Source organism: Xaviernesmea oryzae (assembly GCF_900109605.1).
Classification (GTDB): domain Bacteria; phylum Pseudomonadota; class Alphaproteobacteria; order Rhizobiales; family Rhizobiaceae; genus Xaviernesmea; species Xaviernesmea oryzae.
Genome location: NZ_FOAM01000006.1, coordinates 265,416 through 286,673 on the forward strand (window position 1 = coordinate 265,416; position 21,258 = coordinate 286,673).

Annotated in this window: 21 protein-coding genes; 9 read left to right on the top strand and 12 right to left on the bottom strand. The window is 63.7% G+C overall.

Annotated elements, in window-relative coordinates; genetic code table 11:
* Positions 1 to 51 precede the first annotated feature (51 nt).
* Positions 52 to 546 carry a hypothetical protein gene (locus tag BMX61_RS09915; protein WP_075626826.1) on the bottom strand — a complete coding sequence of 165 codons (495 nt, stop codon included), beginning with the start codon at positions 544 to 546 and terminating at the stop codon, positions 52 to 54.
* 98 nt (positions 547 to 644) lie between these two features.
* Here BMX61_RS09915 and BMX61_RS09920 point away from each other — a divergent pair, with 98 nt between their 5' ends.
* The 9 genes from BMX61_RS09920 to BMX61_RS09960 all read left to right on the top strand — a co-directional run bounded on the left by BMX61_RS09920 (position 645) and on the right by BMX61_RS09960 (position 10,566).
* Entirely contained in the window at positions 645 to 1,034 is a 390-nt protein-coding gene (locus tag BMX61_RS09920; protein ID WP_075626825.1) for a RidA family protein, read from the top strand.
* Positions 1,035 to 1,205: 171 nt separating this feature from the next.
* A complete protein-coding gene (locus BMX61_RS09925; RefSeq protein WP_075627030.1) occupies positions 1,206 to 2,069 on the top strand; it encodes a MurR/RpiR family transcriptional regulator in 864 nt (287 codons plus the stop codon).
* Between the two features lie 32 nt (positions 2,070 to 2,101).
* A complete protein-coding gene (locus BMX61_RS09930; RefSeq protein WP_075626824.1) occupies positions 2,102 to 2,875 on the top strand; it encodes an SDR family oxidoreductase in 774 nt (257 codons plus the stop codon).
* Positions 2,876 to 3,005: 130 nt separating this feature from the next.
* Positions 3,006 to 4,925 carry a beta-N-acetylhexosaminidase gene (locus BMX61_RS09935; RefSeq protein ID WP_075626823.1) on the top strand — a complete coding sequence of 640 codons (1,920 nt, stop codon included), beginning with the start codon at positions 3,006 to 3,008 and terminating at the stop codon, positions 4,923 to 4,925.
* Positions 4,926 to 4,938: 13 nt separating this feature from the next.
* Entirely contained in the window at positions 4,939 to 6,378 is a 1,440-nt protein-coding gene (locus BMX61_RS09940) for a M81 family metallopeptidase (protein WP_075626822.1), read from the top strand.
* A complete protein-coding gene (locus BMX61_RS09945; protein ID WP_324610603.1) occupies positions 6,347 to 7,672 on the top strand; it encodes an MFS transporter in 1,326 nt (441 codons plus the stop codon). The genes BMX61_RS09940 and BMX61_RS09945 overlap by 32 nt, the downstream gene beginning before the upstream one ends.
* A 202-nt stretch (positions 7,673 to 7,874) precedes the next feature.
* Complete coding sequence (locus tag BMX61_RS09950) at positions 7,875 to 8,717, top strand: MetQ/NlpA family lipoprotein (protein ID WP_075626820.1); 843 nt, start codon at positions 7,875 to 7,877, stop codon at positions 8,715 to 8,717.
* A 105-nt stretch (positions 8,718 to 8,822) separates the two neighbouring features.
* Positions 8,823 to 9,929: a methionine ABC transporter ATP-binding protein gene (locus BMX61_RS09955; protein WP_083639356.1), complete on the top strand. Its 1,107-nt coding sequence runs from the start codon at positions 8,823 to 8,825 to the stop codon at positions 9,927 to 9,929.
* Positions 9,910 to 10,566 carry a methionine ABC transporter permease gene (locus tag BMX61_RS09960; protein WP_075626819.1) on the top strand — a complete coding sequence of 219 codons (657 nt, stop codon included), beginning with the start codon at positions 9,910 to 9,912 and terminating at the stop codon, positions 10,564 to 10,566. Before BMX61_RS09955 ends, BMX61_RS09960 begins: the two co-directional genes overlap by 20 nt.
* A 50-nt stretch (positions 10,567 to 10,616) precedes the next feature.
* Here BMX61_RS09960 and mgrA read toward each other — a convergent pair whose 3' ends face one another.
* The 11 genes from mgrA to BMX61_RS10015 form a co-directional block, all read right to left on the bottom strand.
* Positions 10,617 to 11,663 carry an L-glyceraldehyde 3-phosphate reductase gene (gene mgrA, locus BMX61_RS09965; protein ID WP_075626818.1) on the bottom strand — a complete coding sequence of 349 codons (1,047 nt, stop codon included), beginning with the start codon at positions 11,661 to 11,663 and terminating at the stop codon, positions 10,617 to 10,619.
* A 133-nt stretch (positions 11,664 to 11,796) separates the two neighbouring features.
* Positions 11,797 to 12,450 carry a helix-turn-helix domain-containing protein gene (locus BMX61_RS09970; protein WP_075626817.1) on the bottom strand — a complete coding sequence of 218 codons (654 nt, stop codon included), beginning with the start codon at positions 12,448 to 12,450 and terminating at the stop codon, positions 11,797 to 11,799.
* A 95-nt stretch (positions 12,451 to 12,545) separates the two neighbouring features.
* A complete protein-coding gene (locus BMX61_RS09975; RefSeq protein WP_075626816.1) occupies positions 12,546 to 13,622 on the bottom strand; it encodes an ABC transporter ATP-binding protein in 1,077 nt (358 codons plus the stop codon).
* Positions 13,619 to 14,419, bottom strand: coding sequence for an ABC transporter permease (locus BMX61_RS09980; protein WP_075626815.1), 801 nt, complete (start codon positions 14,417 to 14,419; stop codon positions 13,619 to 13,621). The genes BMX61_RS09975 and BMX61_RS09980 overlap by 4 nt, the downstream gene beginning before the upstream one ends.
* A gap of 1 nt (position 14,420) precedes the next feature.
* A complete protein-coding gene (locus BMX61_RS09985) occupies positions 14,421 to 15,269 on the bottom strand; it encodes an ABC transporter permease (protein WP_170854926.1) in 849 nt (282 codons plus the stop codon).
* Between the two features lie 219 nt (positions 15,270 to 15,488).
* Positions 15,489 to 16,463 carry an ABC transporter substrate-binding protein gene (locus BMX61_RS09990; RefSeq protein WP_092742526.1) on the bottom strand — a complete coding sequence of 325 codons (975 nt, stop codon included), beginning with the start codon at positions 16,461 to 16,463 and terminating at the stop codon, positions 15,489 to 15,491.
* A gap of 186 nt (positions 16,464 to 16,649) precedes the next feature.
* Complete coding sequence (locus tag BMX61_RS09995; protein WP_075626813.1) at positions 16,650 to 16,979, bottom strand: NIPSNAP family protein; 330 nt, start codon at positions 16,977 to 16,979, stop codon at positions 16,650 to 16,652.
* Between the two features lie 10 nt (positions 16,980 to 16,989).
* On the bottom strand, positions 16,990 to 18,453 hold the full coding sequence (locus BMX61_RS10000) for an aldehyde dehydrogenase (protein ID WP_075626812.1): 1,464 nt from the start codon (positions 18,451 to 18,453) through the stop codon (positions 16,990 to 16,992).
* A gap of 4 nt (positions 18,454 to 18,457) precedes the next feature.
* The gene (locus BMX61_RS10005; protein WP_075626811.1) at positions 18,458 to 19,495 is read right to left on the bottom strand and encodes an LLM class flavin-dependent oxidoreductase; all 1,038 of its coding nucleotides are present in this window, start codon (positions 19,493 to 19,495) and stop codon (positions 18,458 to 18,460) included.
* The gene (locus BMX61_RS10010) at positions 19,492 to 20,427 is read right to left on the bottom strand and encodes a flavin reductase family protein (protein ID WP_075626810.1); all 936 of its coding nucleotides are present in this window, start codon (positions 20,425 to 20,427) and stop codon (positions 19,492 to 19,494) included. The genes BMX61_RS10005 and BMX61_RS10010 overlap by 4 nt, the downstream gene beginning before the upstream one ends.
* Complete coding sequence (locus BMX61_RS10015) at positions 20,424 to 21,251, bottom strand: alpha/beta fold hydrolase (RefSeq protein ID WP_234794643.1); 828 nt, start codon at positions 21,249 to 21,251, stop codon at positions 20,424 to 20,426. Before BMX61_RS10015 ends, BMX61_RS10010 begins: the two co-directional genes overlap by 4 nt.
* Positions 21,252 to 21,258: the final 7 nt, after the last annotated feature.

Sequence of the window (21,258 nt, forward strand, 5' to 3'; positions counted from 1 at the left end):
GAAGGCGGGTGCCGGCCGACAAACGGCACAAGCGGCCCGCAAAGCCGCGCATCAGCCCATCGGGTTGGGCAGATAGCCGGTAAAGCCGCTGATCTTCCAGCGGCCCTGATGCAGCCGGCAGACATAAAGCGTCTGCCATTTCAGGATATCGCGGCTGCCATCAGCCTTCTCGATCGAGCCGTCGAACATCTTGCGGGCAAGGGCGACCTCGCCATTGATCTCGATGTCCTCAAGCGTCGTGGTGGTGAAGATCGCGGTGCGCGCGTCCTCGGAAAACTGCTCCCGGCCAAACTCCTCGGCTTGGCGCAGCCATTCCGCGCGATAGGCCGACAGGGTCGGAAAAGTCAGCCGCCAGTCGGACGGGCTCGCCATCTTGCGCCCGTCGATGCCGATGAACCCGTCCTCGACGAAATCATCCTCGACCATCGACCAGTCGGCCGCCAGAAAGGCGGTGATGTCGCGCTCAACCAGCATCTCCCAGATGGCGTGGCGGGCGGCGTCGGCCGAGGGGAAGGGGTTCTGGAAAGGATCGCGAGAGAGCGTCATATTGAAATTCTTTTCATGAGCCGCGTTTTTCTCTGGCCAAAATCCGTCCAATATGATGACTTGTCAACGCATCACGAAAATAATTTGCAAGGACGCCCATGTCCATCAAGCGCTATGGAACTGTTCAAACCGGTGCCGGCGGCAAGCCGCTGCCTTTTGCCCGGGCCGTGGAAGCCGATGGCTGGCTTTATGTGTCCGGCCAGGTGGCCATGGAGAACGGCGAGATCATCGAGGGCAACATCATTGCCCAGACGCACAAGACGATCCAGAACGTCATCGCCATCTTGGAAGAAGCCGGCTACGGTCTTGAGCATGTCGTGCGCTGCGGCGTCTGGCTTGACGACCCCCGGGATTTTTGGAGCTTCAACGCGGTCTATCAAAGCTATTTCGGCGCGCATCCGCCCGCGCGCGCCTGCGTTCAGTCGTCGATGATGGTCGATTGCAAGGTCGAGATCGATTGCGTTGCCTACAAGCCCAAGGAAAGCTGAGCCCGAAAGGCCGCTGCTGAAACGGGTTTGACACGGGTGGCCGATTTCCTGTGATCTTGCGAATCGAAACCGGGATCGGTCAGCCATTTGCCGATGCGCGAGGTCCCTTTACGCGGGGGCCCTGCGGCGATGGCGCGATGCGGCACAGGGGAGAGGGCAGGCATGGTCGACATGGATATCTTCGCCAATCTGCAGGATGAAAAGGCCAGGCTTTCGCAGTCCGAAGTGCGCATTGCCGATGCCATTCTCGGCGATTTCGAATTTGCTGTGAATGCCTCGATCATCGAACTGGCGGAGCGTGCGGAAGTCTCGCCGCCGACGGTGACGCGCTTCTGCCGGCGTCTCGGCTGCGACAGCTTCTCCGATTTCAAGATCCGCCTGGCGCGCACCGCCTATGTCGGCATGCGCTATCTGAAACCCGAGCCGAAAAGCAGCGATGCCGCCGATGTCGCGCAAGACATCGTTGCCAAGGCGCAGAACGCACTGTTTCTGCTGCACAGCCAGCTCGACATGCCGGCGCTCGAACGCGCGGTAGAGCGTATCACGGCGGCCGAGATGATCTATGCCTTCGGCGCCGGCGGCAATTCCTCGATGATCGCCAACGAGCTGCAGAACCGGCTGTTTCGCTTCGGCCTTCGGGTAACGGCAAGCTGCGATCATGCCATGCAATTGATGATGGCGGCGGCCTGCAGCCCGCGCGATGTGATCATCGGCTCCTCCCTGTCCGGCCGCAACAGTGAGCTGGTCCGGACCCTGAAGCTTGCGCGCGAGCAGGAGGTGGCAACCATCGTCCTGACGCAGAGCGGCAGCCCGGTTGCTGCGGCTGCCGACATCGTGCTGCCCGTGAACCTGGCAGAGGGGGTCAATATCTTCCGCCCCACCTCCACCCGCATCGCCTATCTCGCACTTGTCGATATTCTCGCCAGCCTCGTGGCTTACAAAGTCCAGGGCCAGGCCGTCACCACGCTTCGCCGCATCAAGCAGCAGCTCGTCAAGCATCGCGACGGCGACGACCGCCAGCCGCTGGGCGACTGACCCTTCCAGAACGCATCAAAGGACAAGACCCCGTGACCACCCTCGCCATCGTGACCGGCGCCGCCGGGGATATTGGACGGGCGATTGCCGAAAGGCTCGCCGACAGCCATGACGTCATCCTCATGGTCGACATCGACGCCGGCGCGGCCGAAGCCGCCGCGCGCGGGCTTGGGGCGGCAGATCGCTTCATCGCCCATGCCGCCGATATCACCGACGAAGCGGCGGTGGCGGCAATGGCCGAGAAAGCCGCAACGCTCGGCAGCCTGAAGACGCTGGTCAACAATGCCGGCGCCGCCCGCGCCGTCAGCCTCCAATCGACCAGCCCTGACATCTGGCGCCAGGACATGGCGCTGAATTGCGAGGCCGCCTTTCTGACGCTTCGGGCCACCGAAGAGCAGCTGAAGGCCTCACAGGGCTCGATGATCAACATCGCCTCGGTCAACGGCCTGCAGATCTTCGGCCATCCCGCCTACAGCGCCGCCAAGGCGGCACTTCTGCATTTCACCCGCGCGGCAGCCGTCGAATATGGAAAATTCGGCATGCGCTGCAACGCGGTCGCGCCGGGCACGGTGCGCACACAGGCCTGGAATGCGCGCGCCGACGCCAATCCCAATGTCTTCGAGGAGGCCAAGCGCTGGTATCCTCTGCGCCGCGTGGTCGATCCTGCCGACGTGGCCAATGCCGTCGCCTTTCTGGCCAGCCCCCTGGCTGCGGCAATCACCGGCATCTGCCTGCCCGTCGATTGCGGCCTGACCGCCGGGCAGGCGGAACTCGCCCGCACCTTCTCGCAATCGCAGGATTACTGACACCGCCACGATCCCGGCGTCACGCTGCCTGCAGCCGGGCAGGACAGAGCAGAGGCTTTTGTCTCTCGCCCCACCGCAGCCACCTTTCCGGCAGAGGCGCCGGCCAAAAAACAGCATGAGAGGAACAGTCATGGCATCCGCACCTTATCGCCTTGAGGCAAGCTGGAGCGCCGAAGGCGGCGAACACGGCGCCTTCACCTTTACCTTCACCAACCTGTCGCAAGCACCGCTTTCCGGCTTCAAGCTAGCTTACACATCGCTCTACCGCGTCATCATTCCCGAGGCCTGCGACAATGCGGTCTTCCTGCGCCGCAACGCCAATTTCCATCAATATGCCCCGCCGGAAGGGCTTGTCTTGGCGCCGGGCGAAAGCTGGCGGTTCACCGTCTCCGGCATACACCGCCCGGCGCGCCATTGCACCGATGGCGCCAAATCCGCCTATATCACGCTGGAAGACGGCACCCATGCGGATGTCGCTGTCTCCGATCTGCTGCTGTCAGGCCGCGTGAGCGAGCCGCCGCCGGTGCTGCTCCCGCAAGGCAAGCTCGACCTGCCCTTCGCGCTCCAGCCTTGGCCGGCGAAGATCGATGCCGTCCCGGGCGAAGGCTTTCCAGTCGTGCTCTATGCGGCCGAAGGCGCTGAGCTGGAGGAGCGCCGAGCGATCTCCGAGGTCACCGCGCTCCTGCACCGGCTAATCCCGAGCGCCCATGCGCCGTTCTCGCTCGTGGCCGATCCGCAGGGCCGTATCCTGCATCTGTCGAAGGAAGAGGGTCTTGGCACCGAAGCCTATCGCCTACGCTTCGAAGCCAATGCCGTTCATCTGGCCTATGGCGGCGCGGCCGGCCGGCAATATGGGCTGACCTCGCTCGCCCAGCTTCTGGAGGGCGCCCGCGCCAGGCCGCAGACCTTCCGCTTTCCCACATCCGGCACGATCGAAGACAGTCCCCGCTATGGCTGGCGCGGCTGCCATCTCGATGTCTCCCGGCAGTTCTTCCCCGTTGAGGACGTCAACCGCCTGCTCGACATCATGGCTTGGCTGAAGCTCAACACCTTCCACTGGCACCTGACCGACGACGAAGCCTGGCGGCTGGAGATCAAGGCCTATCCGACACTGACCACCACGGGCGTTCTGCGCGGGCCGGACGAGCCGCTTCTGCCACAGCTCGGCAATGGTGCAGCATCCGTCGGCGGCTTTTATGCGCAGGACGATGTCCGTGCGATCGTCGCCCATGCAGCGGCACTGTCGATCGAGGTTGTGCCGGAAATCGACATTCCCGGCCACAATGCCGCGACGCTGGTGGCGCTGCCGGATCTCGTGGACGGGCAGGAAGCGCCTGACAGCTATCACTCGGTCCAGGGCTATCCCAACAATGCGCTGAACCCGGCCATCGAGGCGACTTACAGCTTCCTCGAAGCCGTGATCGACGAGATGGTCACGCTGTTTCCCAGCGACTACATCCATATCGGCGGCGACGAGGTGGCCCATGGCGCCTGGATGGCATCGCCGCTCGCCAAGGCCCTGATGGAGAAGGAGGGGATTTCCGGCACCTTTGCGCTGCAGAGCTATTTCCTCAAGCGCGTCAAGGCCATGCTCGATCAGCGCGGCAAGAAGCTCGCCGGCTGGAACGAGGTCGCCCATGGCGGTGGCGTTGCGCCGGAGAACTCGCTGCTGATGGCCTGGGAAAATCCAAAGGTCGGCATTGCGCTGGCCGAGGAAGGCTATGACGTGGTGATGACGCCGGGCCAGGCTTATTATCTCGACATGGTCCAGGCAGAGGCCTTTCAGGAGCCCGGCGCCAGCTGGGCCGGCACCGTGCCGCCCGCCCATACCTATGCTTACGAAGCCGAGGGCGACTTCCCCGAGACGCTGAAACACCGGATGAAGGGCGTTCAGGCCTGCATCTGGACCGAGCACTTCCTCTCGCGCGGCTATTTCAACCGGCTGGTCTTCCCCCGCCTGCCGGCCATTGCCGAAGCCGCCTGGACGCCGAAGGCCCAGAAGAACTGGGAGCGCTTCGCGGCCATCGTTCCCCTCTGCCCGCAACTTTGAAGGACCAAGCCCCATGAAACGGGTCGCCGTTGGCGGTATCCACACCGAATGCTCCACCTATTCGCCGGTGCTGATGGCGCCTGAGGATTTTCGCGTGATGCGCGGCGAGGATCTGCTCGCCGCCGATTATTTCAGCTTCGTCAAGACCGACGGCATCCAAGCCCTGCCGCTCCTCCACGCCCGCGCCGTTCCGGGCGGGCCGCTGGCCCGCGCCACCTATGAAGGCTTCAAGGCGGAGTTTCTGGAGCGGCTGAAGGCGGTTCTTCCGCTCGACGGGCTTTATCTCGCCATGCATGGCGCGATGAATGTCGAGGGTATGGACGATGCCGAGGGCGATTGGATCTCGGCAGCCGTCGCCTTGGTCGGTTCCGATTGCGTGGTGGCGACGAGCTATGACCTGCACGGCAATGTCAGCCAGAGGATCATCGACCATCTCGACATCTTCGCCGCCTACCGCACCGCACCGCATATCGACACGCATGAGACGCGCGTGCGCGCCTGGTCGATGCTGGTAGAGGCGCTGCAGACCGGCGTGAAACCGGGCGTTGCCTGGGCCAAGGTGCCGGTGCTTCTGCCGGGCGAGCGGACCTCGACCGAGGACGAGCCGACGGCGAGCCTTTACGCCGCTTTGCCAGGCCATGATGCCCGGCCCGGCATTCTCGACGCCAATCTGATGATCGGCTATGTCTGGGCCGACGAGCCCCGTGCGACAGCCTGCGCGGTCGTCACCGCCAGCGACAAGGCAGCAGCCGAGCAATCGGCCCGCGAGATCGCCTTAAGCTATTGGAACGCGCGCGAAGATTTCCGCTTCGGCCCTGTTACCGGCCCGCTGGAAGAGATGCTCGACATCGCCGAGAAGACCAAGACTCGTCCGATCATCCTCGCAGACTCAGGCGACAACCCGACCGGCGGCGGTGTCGGCGACCGGGCCGATGTGCTTGCCGCCTTGATTGAACGCGGCTTTTCCGACGTGATCATGGCCGGCATCACCGACCGTCCGGCCGTCGAAGCCTGCTTTGCTGCCGGCACAGGCGCTGAGATCGTGCTATCGATCGGGGCGACGCTCGATTCGGCGAGCCGGCCGGTCAAGGCCTCCGCAAAGGTCGTCAGGCTGCAGCCGGGCGCCACGCCGGCGGACAACCAAGCCGTGGTCGCCATTGGCGGCATCACCCTGGTGCTCGCCGCCAAGCGCCGGCCCTATCACGATCTCGCCGACTTCGCCCTGCTGGGGCTCGATCCGAAGACGGCGCGTCTGGTGGTGGTCAAGTCGGGCTATCTCTCGCCAGAACTGGCGCCGATTGCCAATCCCAATCTGATGGCGCTGACCGATGGCGTGGTGAACCAGGATATTCCGGCGCTCGCAAGCCATCGCCGGCAACGCCCCGCCTTCCCCTTCGACCGTGATTTCGGCTATAGTCCCAATGTCGCTTACTCCGCCCGCTGGGCAGAGTAAGCGGTTCCTATCGCTTTTTCCCTTTCAGCGGCGCGCTCCTTCAAGCCCCTCCGCGCGCCGCGAGATTTTGCTCATGTCCATTCGCATTCCCGACGCCTATCGCAACCCGACGGTGCGCACCACCATGCTCGCCATCTTCGCTTTCGGCTTCTCCGGGGCCGCTACCGCGCCCTATAGCTCGATCGTCGGCATTCATGAGCTGGGCCTGTCGGACAGGGCCTATTCGATGCTTCTGGCAGCGGCCGCCGCCGTCAATGTCGTCATCAGCATCCTCGTCGGCAACATTGCCGACCGGCTGGGCGATTACAGGCGGATGATGGTTTTCGTCGCACTGTTCGGCATTGCTGGCTATGGTGCGATCTATCTCCTGCCGGCGCAGAGCACCTTCGTCTTTTCCGGCCTTCTCCTGCTGCCAGCCTATGGCGCGCTAAACTCGCTGCTCTTTGCCAATGCCCGTGCGGCGACCAACCGGATGAAGCGCGAGGACGTGGCCAGCGTCAATTCCGGCGTACGGGCGATGATTTCGCTCTCCTGGGTGCTGGTGCCGGGCATTACGGGCGCGCTGCTCGCCGGCTCGCCCAGCATGCTGCCGGCCTATCTCTTCTCGACGCTGGCGGCCGTCGCCTGCCTCGGGCTGATCGTCGTCTTCCTGCCGAAGGTCGCGCCCGGCGATGCGCTCGTGATCAATCATTTGAGCTATTGGGCGGCGCTGGCGCATGTGGCCACGCCGCGCATTCTCGTGCGCGTGCTCGGCGTCTCGCTTGTGACCTCCATGCTGCATGTGAATGGCGCGGTGCTGTCGCTGATCGTCACCGGCCCCGTTGGCGGGAATGTCGCCGATGTCGGCATTCTCATCGGCATCGTCGCGCTGCTCGAAGTCATCTTCATCGTCGCGCTGGCACCTTTGATTCGGCGCATCGGCGCCATGGCGACGCTGGCGGTCGGCACCATGCTCTACGTCACCTATCTCGGCCTGCTCGGCCTGTCTACCGCCGTCTGGCAGGTCTATGCGCTCAGCCTGATCTCGGGCGCTGGTGCTGCCGCACTGATCAGCATTCCCATCACCTATCTTCAGGATCTGATCGCCGACCGCCCCGGCCTCGGCAGCGCGCTGATCTCGGTCAACATGTTTCTCGGCGCCGGTCTTGGCGCATTGATCTTCGGGCTGGGCACGGCTGTCTCGGGCTATTCGGGCACCGCCATCCTCAGCGCCCTTGCCGGCGGCGGCGGCATCGCGCTGCTTCTAGCACTTGACGGCCTGAAGAGCCGCCACGCCGAACCGCAACCCTCCTGACTTCGCACCCTCTAAAGATGGTTTTTATCGCCTCAAGGCCGGTTACTGGATCTTGCTAGAACAGCATTTTGCCTTGCCCGGCCAAATTGGAGTGAATTTCCTCTTTTGCAGCGCACAAGATAGGCCTATGCGTTGCCCAGAACTTGAGCATTTGCCACTTATTATCACAGCAAATGCCTCTGGACGCGAAAGCAGGACGATCATGACGAGCTTTTTGAACCGCTTTTCCCTCACCCGCCGTGCTGGCGTCATCGGCCTTGCGGCCCTGGCCACGCTCGCTGTCGCCGGCATCGGTTTGAACGCGCAGACTGCGCAGGCTGAAGACAAGAAGACCGTTAAGGTCGGCATCATCAGCGGCGAGGATGAAGAAGTCTGGCGCGTGGTTGTCGCCGAAGCCGCCAAGAAGGGGCTGACGGTCGAGCCGGTGATCTTCAACGACTATACCCAGCCAAACGAGGCACTCGATCGCGGCGAGATCGACGCAAATGCCTTCCAGCATCTGCCCTATCTGGAAAACCAGGTTCGTCAGCACGGCTACAAGATCGTTCCGGTCGGCTATACGGGCGTCTGGCCGATCGGCGTTTATTCCAAGAAATTTTCCAAGATCGCCGAGATCAAGGACGGGGCGGTGATCGGCGTGCCGAACGATCCGTCCAATGAAGGTCGTGCACTGCGCGTTCTCGAACATGAGGGCCTGATCAAGCTGAAGAGCGGCACGGGCATTCTCGCCACGATCGCCGATGTCGCCGACAATCCGAAGAAGATCGAGATCAAGGAACTGGATGCCGGCATCGTCGGCCGCGCTGTCGACGATCTCGACGCCGCCGTCGTCAACACCGACTGGGCGCTGAAGAGCGGGCTCACCCCGGCCAACCGCATTGCCCAGGAACAGATCGCCGACAATCCCTACCGCAACTTCATCGCCGTGCGCGAAGCGGATAAAGACCAGCCCTGGGTCAAGACGCTTGTCTCGTCCTACCAGAACGACACGGTCAAGGCGGAATTCGACCGGGTCTACAAGGGCACCGGCCTCAGCGCCTACTGATTATCCCGATGCAATGACGCGCATCGCGTGAAGGAACTGCAACGGCCCGCTCCGTCTTCAAGAGACGATAGCGGGTCGTTTTTCGCATTGAAAGGTAAGTCATCGATGACCAGACAGGCTCCCCTGCCCGTCCCGGCCGATGCCGCATCCGGCGTTGCAGACGGCGTGCCGAACCAGAGCGCAGCGGCAAAGCCCGTCGTTCGCCTGGACGACGTGCGTCGTCATTTCGGCACCACACCGGCACTTGACGGCATATCGCTCACCGTCGCCAAAGGCGAAATCCTTGGCCTGATCGGGCGCTCGGGCGCCGGTAAGTCAACGCTGATCCGCTGCCTGAACGGGCTGGAACGGCCCGATAGCGGCGTGATCGAAATCGAGGGCAGCGACATTGTCGGGCTTTCGGAAGAGCAATTGCAGCCCCTGCGCCGGCGCATTGGCATGATCTTCCAGCATTTCAACCTGCTCTCGGCAAAGACGGTGGAAGACAATGTCGCCCTGCCGCTGAAGATCGCTGGCTGGGACAGAGCGAAGCGGCTTGCCCGCGCGCGCGAGCTTCTTGATCTCGTCGGCCTGACCGACAAGGCGCGCGCCTATCCGCGCGCGCTCTCCGGCGGGCAGAAGCAGCGCGTCGGCATCGCCCGGGCCTTGGCCGCCAATCCGGCACTGATCCTGTCCGACGAAGCCACCTCGGCGCTCGACCCGGAAACCACCGGCTCGATCTTGGCGCTACTCAAGGACATCAATGCCCGGCTCGGCGTCACCATTCTGCTGATCACCCATGAGATGGAGGTGGTGCGCCAGGTCGCCGATCGCGTTGCGGTGATCGACAAGGGAAGGATCGTCGAGGAGGGGCCGGTCTGGTCGGTTTTTTCAAGGCCTGAGGCAGACACCACCAAGGCGTTGCTGTCAGGCGTGCGCGCCAGCCTGCCGAGACATGTCGCCGCCCGGCTCGCACCCTCCGCCACGGCGCGCGGCGAGATGATCGTGAGCATCGACATCACCGGCCCTCAAGCCGCAACGCTGCTGCCGGGTCTCGCGACCGAAATTGCGGGCTGGCGGCTGATCCATGGCGGCGTCGAGACCATTCAGGAGCGGCCGGTCGGCCGTTTCTTCCTTGCGCTGCCGGTATCAAGCCTCGCCACCCTTCAAGCCCACCTTGTCCCTTCCGGGGCGCATCTGGAGGTGCTCGGCCATGTCGCCGATGATGTATAGCCTGTTCGTCCGCGCCTTCTGGGAAACGGTCATCATGACGGTCGCCTCAGGCGTCATCTCGCTCATTGCGGGCCTGCCCCTCGGTCTTTTGCTGGTGGCCACGGCCAAGGGCGGAATTGCGGAAAACCTTTGGGTCAACCGGGTGGTCGGCGCCATCGTCAACGGCTTCCGCTCCGTGCCCTTCATCATCCTGCTGGTCGCGCTCATTCCGCTGACCCGGCTCATCGTCGGCACTTCCATTGGCACCTGGGCTGCCATCGTGCCGCTCGCCATCGCCGCCACGCCCTATTATGCGCGGATCGCCGAAGTCTCGCTGCGTGAGGTCGATCGCGGTCTGATCGAGGCCGTGCGGGCGATGGGCGGCAACCGGTGGACCATCATGCGCGAGGTGCTTCTGCCCGAGGCGCTGCCGGGCATCGTCGCCGGCTTCACGGTCACGCTGGTGACGCTGATCGGCGCCTCCGCCATGGCCGGTGCCATCGGTGCGGGCGGCCTGGGGGATCTTGCCATCCGCTATGGCTATCAGCGTTTCGAAACGGCGATCATGGTCGCCGTCGTCGCCGTGCTGATCCTGCTCGTCTGCCTCATCCAGTGGCTGGGCGATGTTCTGGTGGCACGCTTGGACAAACGCATCTGAAGAAGGCGGAAGACCGGCCGGCTTGGCGCGCAGGCCGGTCTTCTCTGTCTTTAAACGGCTTCGTCGCTCGAAGGCTTTTCCCAGAGATTGACGCCGCCTTCGACGGCATGGACGTCGATCGCCTTCAATTCCTCTTCCGAGAAGCTGAGATTGGAGAAGGCGCCGAGATTTTCCGCCACCTGCTCCGGCGAGCTCGCGCCGATCAGCGCGGAAGTCACGCGGGGGTCACGCAGAACCCAGGCGAGTGCCATCTGGGCGAGGCTCTGGCCGCGCGCGCGCGCGATCTCGTTCAGTGCCCGGGCGCGGGCGATGTTCTCATCCTTCAGATGCTCCGGCCGCAGATAATCACCACCCGGGCGATTGACACGGGCATCCTGCGGCACGCCATTCAGATATTTGCCGGTCAGCAGGCCCTGGGCGAGTGGGGTGAAGGCGATAACGCCGGCGCCGACTTCGTCACAGGCATCCAAGAGATCGCCTTCGATCCAGCGGTTGAAGAGATTGTAGGACGGCTGGTTCAAGAGCAGCGGCACGCCGCGTTCGGCCAGCAGCGCCGCGATCTCGCGCGTCTTGCGGCCGGAATAAGACGAGATGCCGACATAAAGCGCCTTGCCCTGTCCGACGGCGGTGGCCAGCGCATCGGCGGTCTCTTCGAGCGGCGTCGTCGCGTCGAAGCGATGCGAATAGAAGATGTCGACATAGTCGATATCCATGCGCTTCAGGCTCTGGTCGAGACTTGCCAGCAGCGCTTTCTTGCCGCCGCCGCCGCGCCCATAAGGGCCGGGCCACATGTCCCAGCCGGCCTTGGTCGAGATGATCAGCTCATCGCGATAGGCGGCGAGGTCGTGCTTGAGGATCTGGCCGAAATTGATTTCGGCGCTGCCGGGCGGGGGCCCATAATTATTGGCGAGGTCGAAATGGGTGATGCCGAGATCGAAGGCCTTGAACAGGATCTGGCGCTGGCGGTCGAGCGTCGTCGTGTCGCCGAAATTATGCCAGAGGCCAAAGGACACGAGCGGAAGGTCCAGCCCGCTGCGGCCGGCGCGGCGAAAGCGCGCAACCTCATAACGGTCTGCGGCGGGAAGATATTGGGTCATGCGGAGCGTCTCCGTGAAAACTGTCGACGGCCGCCTTTGTCGGCATTTTAACCCGGCGCTTCAACATAGGATTTTTCGCCTTTCCTCATTTTGAGGGAATGACGATCCCCGGAAAGCGTCAGGAACCTGCCAACTATCCTTTGGAATAGCAGATGATCGACAGATAGCGTGCCGGTAGAGTCACCAGTTCCTCCGGTCCATGCGGTGCATCTGCATCGAAGAACAAGGCATCGCCCGCCTCCATCCGGTAGAGGCTGTCGCCATGGCGATAGACCACCTCGCCCTCCAGCATGTAGAGAAACTCCATGCCCTCGTGCTGGAAGGTCGGGAAGACGTCGGATTCGGCATTCAACGTAATCAGATAGGGTTCGACCTCGACGCCGGTGGAATTATTGGCGATATGGCCGAGCAGGCTGTATTGATGTCCCGCCCGGGTGCCACGCCGCTCGATGTTCACCCCCTGCCCTGCCTTGACGAAGCTGGCGCTGTGCGGCTCTTCGTAGCCGCGAAAAAAGGCGGTGATCGGCATGCCCAGCGCCTTGGAGAGCGATTGCAGCGTGCCGAGCGAGGCAGAGATATTGCCGTTTTCGATCTTGGAAAGCATGCCGACCGAAATGCCCGTAGCAGCCGAAAGATCGGCCACGGTAATGCCGAGCTTCTTGCGCTGCGTGCGCACCTCATGGCCGATGGCCAGTTCGAGATTGTTGGCGCGCGGCTCGCGCACGGCATGCGGATTCTGCGTCAGCGCCGCCTTCGCCGCCTTGGTCTTTGCCGGCTCCTCAGCCATGATTGCGCGCTCCCTTCGATAAGACTGTCGATCAGGATCTAGCGGATTTTCCGCCGATGCCAAACCGTCACCGAGGGATGCGTGTCGAGACCGGCTCAGGCGGTGAAGACGTGGGCCGTATCCGGATCGAAGGAAAGCCAGACCGGCATGCCCCTGGCAAGACCGGAAACCGCCTCATGACCGAAAGGCAGGCGGACGGAAACGGCCGCTTCCTCGCCGATCCGGGTCTTCACATGGATATTGTTGCCCAGGAAGGTGATGTCTTCGACCACGGCCGCCAGAGCATGGCCGTCCTTCTCGCGTGAAAGCGCGATGCGCTCAGGCCGCAGCATCAGTTGCAGGGCCTTGCCGTCAGCGGCAGCGCCATGCAGCGGAATGCCGGCAACGGTCACATCCCCTGGCAGCGTTACGTCGGCCCGGCCGTTCTGTGCCGAAAGAAGCTGGCAGGGCAGGAAATCACTGTCGCCGATGAATTCGGCAACGAACCGGGTCCGGGGGTGGGCGTAGAGCTCCGCGCCGGTGCCGATCTGGTCGATCACCCCTCGCGAGAAGACGGCGATGCGGTCGGAGAGACGCAGCGCCTCCTCCTGGTCGTGGGTGACATAGAGGATCGTCACCTCGGTTTCCTGGTGGATGCGGCGGATCTCGTACTGGATCTCCTCGCGCAGCTTCTTGTCGAGCGCCGAGAGCGGCTCGTCCATCAGCAGCACCGGCGGGTCATAGGCAAGCGCACGGGCCAGCGCCACGCGCTGTTGCTGGCCGCCGGACATCTGCGCGGGCCGCCGGTCCTCGAAGCCTTCGAGCCGCACCAGTGCCAGCATCTGGCGCACGCGCTCGGTGATCGAGGCCTTGGACCAGCCGCGCACCTTCAGGGGATAGGCGATGTTGTCGCCGACGCTCAAATGGGGGAACAGCGTGTATCGCTGAAACACCATGCCGATATTGCGCTTGTGGGACGGCGTGTCCAGGATGGTCTTGCCATTGAGCAAAATATCGCCCGAGCTCGGCTGCTCGAAGCCGGCGAGGATATAGAGCGTCGTGCTCTTGCCCGAGCCGGAAGGCCCGAGAAAGGTCATGAACTCGCCGCGCTCGATGGTCAGTTCCACATCATGAACCGCGACGACAGGACCGTATTCCTTGCGCACATGGCGGATGTCGAGAAAGGGCGTCATGCCTTCAGTCCTTTTTTCACGGCGGCGGCCAGCAGCATCAGGAGGATGGTGACGAGGATCAGCATGGTCGAGGCGGCGGCGATCACCGGGGTGAGATCCTGGCGCAGGGTCGCCCAGATCTTCACCGGCAAGGTTTGCAGCGTCGGGCTCGACATGAAGATCGCCAGCACCACCTCGTCCCAGGAGGTGAGGAAGGAGAAGATCGCCGCCGAAAACAGCCCATGGCCGATGCAGGGCAAGGTGACGGTGATCTTGGCCCGCAGCGGCGAGGCGCCGCAGAGAATGGCGGCATCCTCGATCGACTTGTCGAAGCCTTCGAGCGCACCCGTCAAAGCCAGGATCGAGAAGGGCAAGGCGACCACGAGATGGGCGATGACGAAGCCGAGCGTGGTGCCGGCAAGCCCGATCTGCAGGAAGAAGGCATAGAGCGCCACAGCCAGCACCACCACCGGCAGGATCATCGGCGTCATGAACAGCGCCCGCAAGCCGTCGCGCCCGACGAAGCGGCCGCGCACCAGGCCGAAGGCAGCGAAAAGGCCGATGACGACCGACAGCACGGTCACCATCAGCGCGATGCGCAGGCTGGTCCAGGCCGATTCGAGCCAGCGCGGATCGGAAAACAGCGCGCCATACCATTTCAGCGTCCAGGAGGGCGGCGGAAAGATCAGCCATTGCGAGGAGCCGAAGGACAGGGCAGCGATGAAGACGATGGGCAGAAGCAGGAAGGCCGATGTCAGTGTGGTGATGGCCACCAGCGCCCATTTCCAGCTTCCCAGGCTGTTGAAATTGAGCAGCATCTCAGCTCCTTTCACCTGCGGTGCCGAAGAGGCGCAGTTGCAGCGCATAAAGGCTCAAGGTGACGACGAGGAGGACGAGCGCCGCCGCGCCGCCCATGCCCCAATTGACCAGGGATTGCACGAATTGGGCGATGAGTTCGGCCAGCATCATATTGGCCGTGCCGCCGAGCAGCGCGGGTGTGACGAAATAGCCGAGCGACATGACGAAGACCATCAGCGCGCCCGAAGCGATGCCGGGCATGGCCAGCGGCAGAAGCACGCCGGTAAAGGCCTGGCGACGATTGGCCCCGCAGAGCGCCGCTGCCTGCAGGATCATCGGATCGATCCGCCTGATCGCGCCGTAGAGCGGGATGATGGTGAAGGGCAGCATGATATAGACCATGCCGATGGTGACGCCGACCAGATTGTTGACCAGCATCAAGGGCTGGTCGATCAGGCCCAGACCCATCAGCGTCTTGTTGACCACGCCGGTGCGCTGCAACAGCACCATCCAGGCATAGGTGCGCGCCAGGAGATTGGTCCACATGGAGAGCAGCACGATGGCGAAGACGATATTGGCGGATGGCCGCGGCATGATCGCCAGCGCCCAGGCAACCGGAAAGCCGATCATCACGGAAAAGAGGGTGACCAATGCCGAGACGGTGAAGGTGTTGACGAAGATCTTCAGATAGGTGGCGCTGCCGAGCAGCGTCGCATAATTCTGCAGGCCAAGCACCGGCTCCGTGACGCTGCGCGTCAGCAGGATGGCCACAGGCAGGACGAAGAAGACCAGCACGAGGATCAGCGCCGGCAAAGTCGGCTTGAATCCGGTGGGCACGAAGCGCCGTTTCGGCGGTGCCAGCGCCGGCATTTCCGTTTCGACTGAAGCGACCATGATTGACAACCTCGCACCTCCCGACCATGCCCGCAGGCCGCCCGCGATCTCCTGATCACAATGAGGACATTCGCCATTGGGCCTGAAAGCACTTTCTGTCCGCCTGCCGACATCGCCTTACCGGCAGAGACGACGAGGAGGCTCGCGCAGACCATCGGCCGATCGAGCCGATGGTCACGCCCGGGCGATCAGGACTTACTTGGATTGCCAAGCATACCAGCGCTCGCCGATCTCGTCGCGATGCTTGGCCCAATAGGCCATGTCGGCATTGATCTGCGAGGCGGTCTGCTGGTCCGGCAGGGTCTTGGCGACCGCGGGATCCATCAGCGCGGGCGATTTGACATTGGTTGGCGCATAGCCGGTGCCGGCGGCCATTTCGGCCTGTCCCTCGGGCGAGGTCGCGTAAGCGATGAATTTCATCGCCGCGTCCTTGTTCTTGGCGCCCATGGGCACGACCAGCGCATCGGCCGCCGTGATGTTCTGCGCCCAGGAGGTCTCGACATTGACGCCGGTGGCGGCAAGCGCAGTCAGCCGGCCGTTCCAGAAGGAGCCGAAGGGCGTTTCGGCCGATGCCAGCAATTGCTGCGACTGCGCGCCGCCCGACCACCAGATGATGTCGGGCTTGATCGTATCGAGCTTCTTGAAGGCCCGGTCGAGATCCAGCGGATAGAGCTTGTCGGCGGCAACGCCATCGGCCAGCAATGCAGCCTCGATCACGCCGGGTGCCGACCATTTGTAGAAGGTGCGCTTGCCGGGAAACTTGGCGGTGTCGAACAGATCGGCCCAGCTCTTCGGGCAGGCGGAAACCGCATCCTTGTTGCAGCCAATGACGAAGGAATAATAAAAGGACCCAACGGAATAATCGGTGACGAAGCGCGGATCGAGCGAGGCCTTGTCGATCACCTGGAAATCGAGCTTTTCCAGCATGCCCTTGTCGCCGGCCTGAATGGCATAGTCGCCCTCGACATCCACCACGTCCCAGGTCACGCCCTTGGCCTCGACCATGGCTTTGATCTTGCCGTAATCGGTCGGGCCATCCTGCAGCACGTTGATGCCGCTCTTTTGCGAGAATTTATCGGCCCATGCGCTCTTCTGGACATCCTGCGTGGTGCCGCCCCAACTGGTGAAGACCATGTCGGCGGCATGGCTGGCGCCGGCCAGGCCGAGCATGAGGGCAAGCGAGAGAATGGCAGTCTTGGTGGTCGCAGTCTTGATCTTCATGGCATCTGTTCCCTTATCGTTGTCGATGGCCGCTTTTTGCGGCTTGTCTTCAGGATGCGGCGTCACCCTTCTACGAGGTTATCGCCATTGCCTTCGTTGTCGCCGACCGGCATCTCCCCGCCGCCCGGCCTTTACTCAGCGCCGCTCTACCTTCTCCATCTGGAAGAAAGGGGCCGGCTTCATGATCTTGTTCTCGGCCAGTTCGATCAGATCGCGGATCTTCGGCAGGAAGGCCTGCCAGGCCGGGTCGGCGGCCAGCCGGGCGCGACGGGCTTCGCGATCGTCGAGGCTTTCATAGGCCCAGATGTGGACGATCTCGTTGATCGGCCCGATCTCGGAAAAGAAGTAGCCGACGAGCTTGCCGAGATGCCGCTTCTGGATCGCAATGCCCTCCTCGCCGATTACCTTGAGATAGGCCGGGATCGCGCCATTCTTCAGCCTGTAGGTTCGGATCTCGTAGAACATCGCGCTTCCCTCACCGCATCACGAACGGATCGGGGAATGGCGCATCCGAGGTCGTCAGCCAGACGGTCTTCGTGCGGGTATAGTCGAGCACGGCAGAGAGCCCGCCCTCGCGCCCATGGCCCGAAAGACCATAGCCGCCGAAGGGCGCGATCGGCGAGACCGCGCGATAGGTGTTGAGCCAGACGACGCCGGCGCGGATCTGCCGGCTGAACCGATGGGCACGCGCCAGATTCTGGGTGAAGACGCCGGAGGCGAGACCGTAACGCGTGTCATTGGCGAGCCGCAGCGCCTCGGCCTCCGTCTCGAAGGACTGAACCGAGAGCACAGGACCGAAGAATTCTTCGGTAAGCGATAGCGAACTTATTCCGTCGCAATCGAGAATGGTCGGTGGGTAGTAGTTGCCCGGCCCCTCCGGCTTGACGCCGCCGGTCACCAGCCTTGCCCCGGCCGAGACAGAGGCCTGAACCAGGCGATCCACATGCTCCTGCTGGCGGCGGGTGGCGAGCGGTCCGACCTCGGTCGCCATGTCGAGCGGGCTGCCGATGCGGATCGCTTCCGCCTTGGCCTTCAGCCGCGCCAGAAATTCATCCTTAACCGGACGCTCGATGATCAGCCGGGAGCCGGCGACGCAGGACTGGCCGGTGGCGGCGAAGATGCCGGCGACCTGCGCGTTGACGGCGCTGGTCAGGTCGGCATCGGCGAAGACGATGAAGGGCGACTTGCCACCCAGCTCCAGCGAGGTCGAGGCGAGATTGTCCGCGGAATTGGCCACCACCCGCCGCGCCGCCTCCGGCCCGCCGGTAAAGGCGATATGCGCAACCTTGGGATGGCGGGTGAGCGCAGCGCCGCAGGAGGCGCCGAAGCCGGTGAGGATATTGACGACGCCCTCCGGGAATCCGGCTTCCTTCACCAAGCGGGCGAACTCCAGCAGCGGCGCCGGCCCGTCTTCCGAGGCCTTGAGCACTAGCGTGCAGCCGGCGGCGAGCGCCGGGCCGATCTTGACGGCCGAGAGAAAGAGCTGGCTGTTCCAGGGGACGATCATGGCGACGACGCCGACCGGCTCGCGCCGCAGCCAGACATCCATGTCCGGCTTGTCGATCGGCAGGAAGGAGCCTTCGATCTTATCGGCAAGGCCGGCATAATAGCGATAATAGCTGGCGACATAGGCGATCTGCGCCGAGGTCTCGCGAATGATCTTGCCGGTGTCGCGGGTTTCGAGTTCCGCCAGGACGGGGGCGTTTTCCGCCACCAGATCGGCAAGCCTGTAGAGCAGCCTGCCCCGCTCGCTCGCCGTCATCCGCGCCCAGGGACCGTCGTAAAGCGCCGAATGGGCGGCCTCGACGGCGCTGTTCACGTCAGCTTCGCGTGCCTCCGGCATCTCGGCCCAGGCTGCGCCGGTGGCCGGATCGAGGCTTTCGAAGCGGGCCTCGCCGTCTGCGAACTGGCCGGCGATATAGTGCTGGAAGCGCCGCATCGGTTCAGCTCCCGAAAGCCGGCATGACCTCGGCGATAAAGCGTTCGAGCGAGGCCTTCTTGCGCTCGAAGCTCATGCCGGTGTCGATCCAGAAGGAATATTCGTCATAGCCCAGCGCCTCGTAGCGCTTGAGCTTTTCGATCACCGCGTCCGCCGTCCCGAGTGCGAGATTGTCGCGCATCACCTGCGGCGAGACGATGGCATTGGCGGCGATCTCCTCCTCGCTCAGGCGCTCGATCAGCCCCTGATGGATCGGCCGCTCGTTCTTGAACCAGGCGAAGAAGTAATTGTAGTAAGTGCTGAGTTCGCGCGTCGCCAGCTCCACATCGGCGGCATCAGCACCGACATAGGTGTGGAGCAGCAGCATGATCTTCGGCCGCGCCACCTCGGGCGCCTTGGCGCAGGCGGCGGTGAAGCGCTCCATCAGGCTGTCGATTTCCCTGTCCCCGTTCCACAGCGGTGTGACCTGCACGTTGCAACCATTGGCCACGGCAAATTCATGGCTGTTGGGATCGCGTGCGGCAACCCAGACCGGGATCGACGCCTGTACGGGCTTCGGCGCCGCCGTCGTGGCCGGGAAGGTCCAGAACTCGCCCTGATGGGCGTAATCGCCCTCCAGCACGCCGCGCATGGCCGGGATCAGCTCGCGCAGCCGCTGGCCGGCGCCCCAGGCGTCGAGACCCGGCATCAGCCGCTCATATTCGAAGGAATAGGCGCCCCGCGCAATGCCGAGATCGAGCCGGCCGCCGGTGATCAGATCGGTCATGGCCGCTTCGCCGGCGAGCTTGATCGGATGCCAGAAGGGCGCAATCACCGTGCCTGTGCCGAGCCGAACGTTTTTGCAGCGATGGGCGAGATCGGCGATGGTGACGAAGGGATTGGGGGCGATGGTGAAATCCATGCCGTGGTGTTCGCCGGTCCAGATCGCATGCATGCCGCCCTTGTCGGCGATCTCGCACAGCGCCAGGAACTCGTCATAGAGCTGACGCTGGTTCTGGCTGGCATCGAGCCGCTCCATGTGGACGAAGAGAGAGAATTTCATCGCTGAGCGCCCCCCATGGAAATCGAATGAATGCGGCCGGCGGTCTCGCTGCCGAAATAGACGCCGAAATTGCCGAGCGTGCTCTCCGCCGCAAAACGCCTGACGATGTCGCGGCTGGCAGGGTCCTGCAGCCGGTCGGGCTCGACCCTCTCAAGCGCGATGAACTGTCCTTCCGCCGGCACGCCCGGCCCGGCAAAGGCCCGGTAGACGATATGCTGCTGGCCGGACGCCTTGTTTTCATAGACGGAATAGAGGAAGCCGATGGTCACAGGCAGGCCGGTCAGCGCCTCCAGATGCGTCTTCAGCGTCTCCGTCGGGTTGCCGCCGCTGGCCATGCAGGCCGGCAGGCGCAGCAGGTCATCGCCAAGAAGCAGGATCTCGCCATCGCGCTCCAGCACCGTGCCCAGTTCGATGGCGCCTTCGCTGGCTGCCGAGACCGCCTTGCCTGCCAGCATCGGCGTGAAATAGCCGCCGCGCGCATAGCCGAGGCCATTCCGCCCGCTATTGTCGAAGGCGAGCACGCGGCCGATCAGAATGACATGATCGCCGGCATCGACCAGCTCGTGACGCGCGCATTCGAACCAGGCGGAGACATCCGCCAGCAGCGGACAGCCATGCCCCCCCGCCTGCCAGCTGACCGTGGCGAAGCGATCCTCCACGGGACGCGCGAAGGTGTTGGACACATCCTTCTGCGTCTCGGAAAGAATGTTGACGGCGAAATGCGTCGCCGTCGTCATGGCTTGATAGTTGCGCGAGGTCTTGGCGAGGCAGACCAGGAGAAGCGGTGGATCGAGCGAGACCGAGGTGAAGGAGTTGGCCGTGAAGCCGAGCGGCTGTCCCACGCCATCCCTTGCCGTGACGACCGTTACGCCAGTCGCGAAGGCGCCGAAGGCATCACGCAGGGCGCGCGGATCGAAGCTTGAATCGCTCATGCCGGTTTCTCCTCTGCCACCAGCCATTCCGCCAGAAAGCCGTTGACTGCCTCGGGCGCCGTGAGATTGACCATATGCCGGTGGCCCTCGATGATCCGCGCCCAGCCCTTGGGCGCCATGGCCGCCATCGCCTGCGCCATTTCAGGCGTTGAATTCGGATCGCCCGAGCCGGTTAGAAACAAGGCCGGACAGGTGACCGTCGGCCACGTCTCGGCATAGACCGCATCACCGCCCGCAAAGGCCGTGTAGGCCACCGCATAGCCCTCGGGATCGACTGCTTCGAGCCAGCCGCGCGTCAGGGCCCGCGCCTGAAGACTTGCCGCATCCTCGCCGAACCAGCGCTTCAGCGGCCCGTCCTTGTCGACACCGGTTGCGCGGATCGCGGCAGCGCGGGCAAGCACCGCCGCCTTTGCCGCCTCCGGCCGACGATGCACGCCATTGAGCAGGGCGACACGGGCAATCCGCTCGGGAAAACGCGCTACGGCACCACCCGAAATCATCGCCCCCATGGAATGGCCGGCGAGACTGACGCGCTCCAGCTTCATCTCGTCCAGAAACCGGCCGAGCCAGGCCACAAAATCCGCAATCCCGCTGCCTTCAGCCAGCGCAGCGCTTTCGCCATGGCCGGGCATGTCCACCGCGATCACCCGGCAACGATCCTTAAATGCCGCGATCTGCGGGCCCCAGGCCTCCAGCCGCATGCCGACGCCATGGATCAGGACCAGTGGCGCGCCCTCCCCAAGACCCGCCTCGGCATAAGCGATGCCGCCCGGGGTCTTCAGGCGCGGCAGGGCCGACGGTCCTTCGCCGGCTTTCAATTCCATGAGGGCG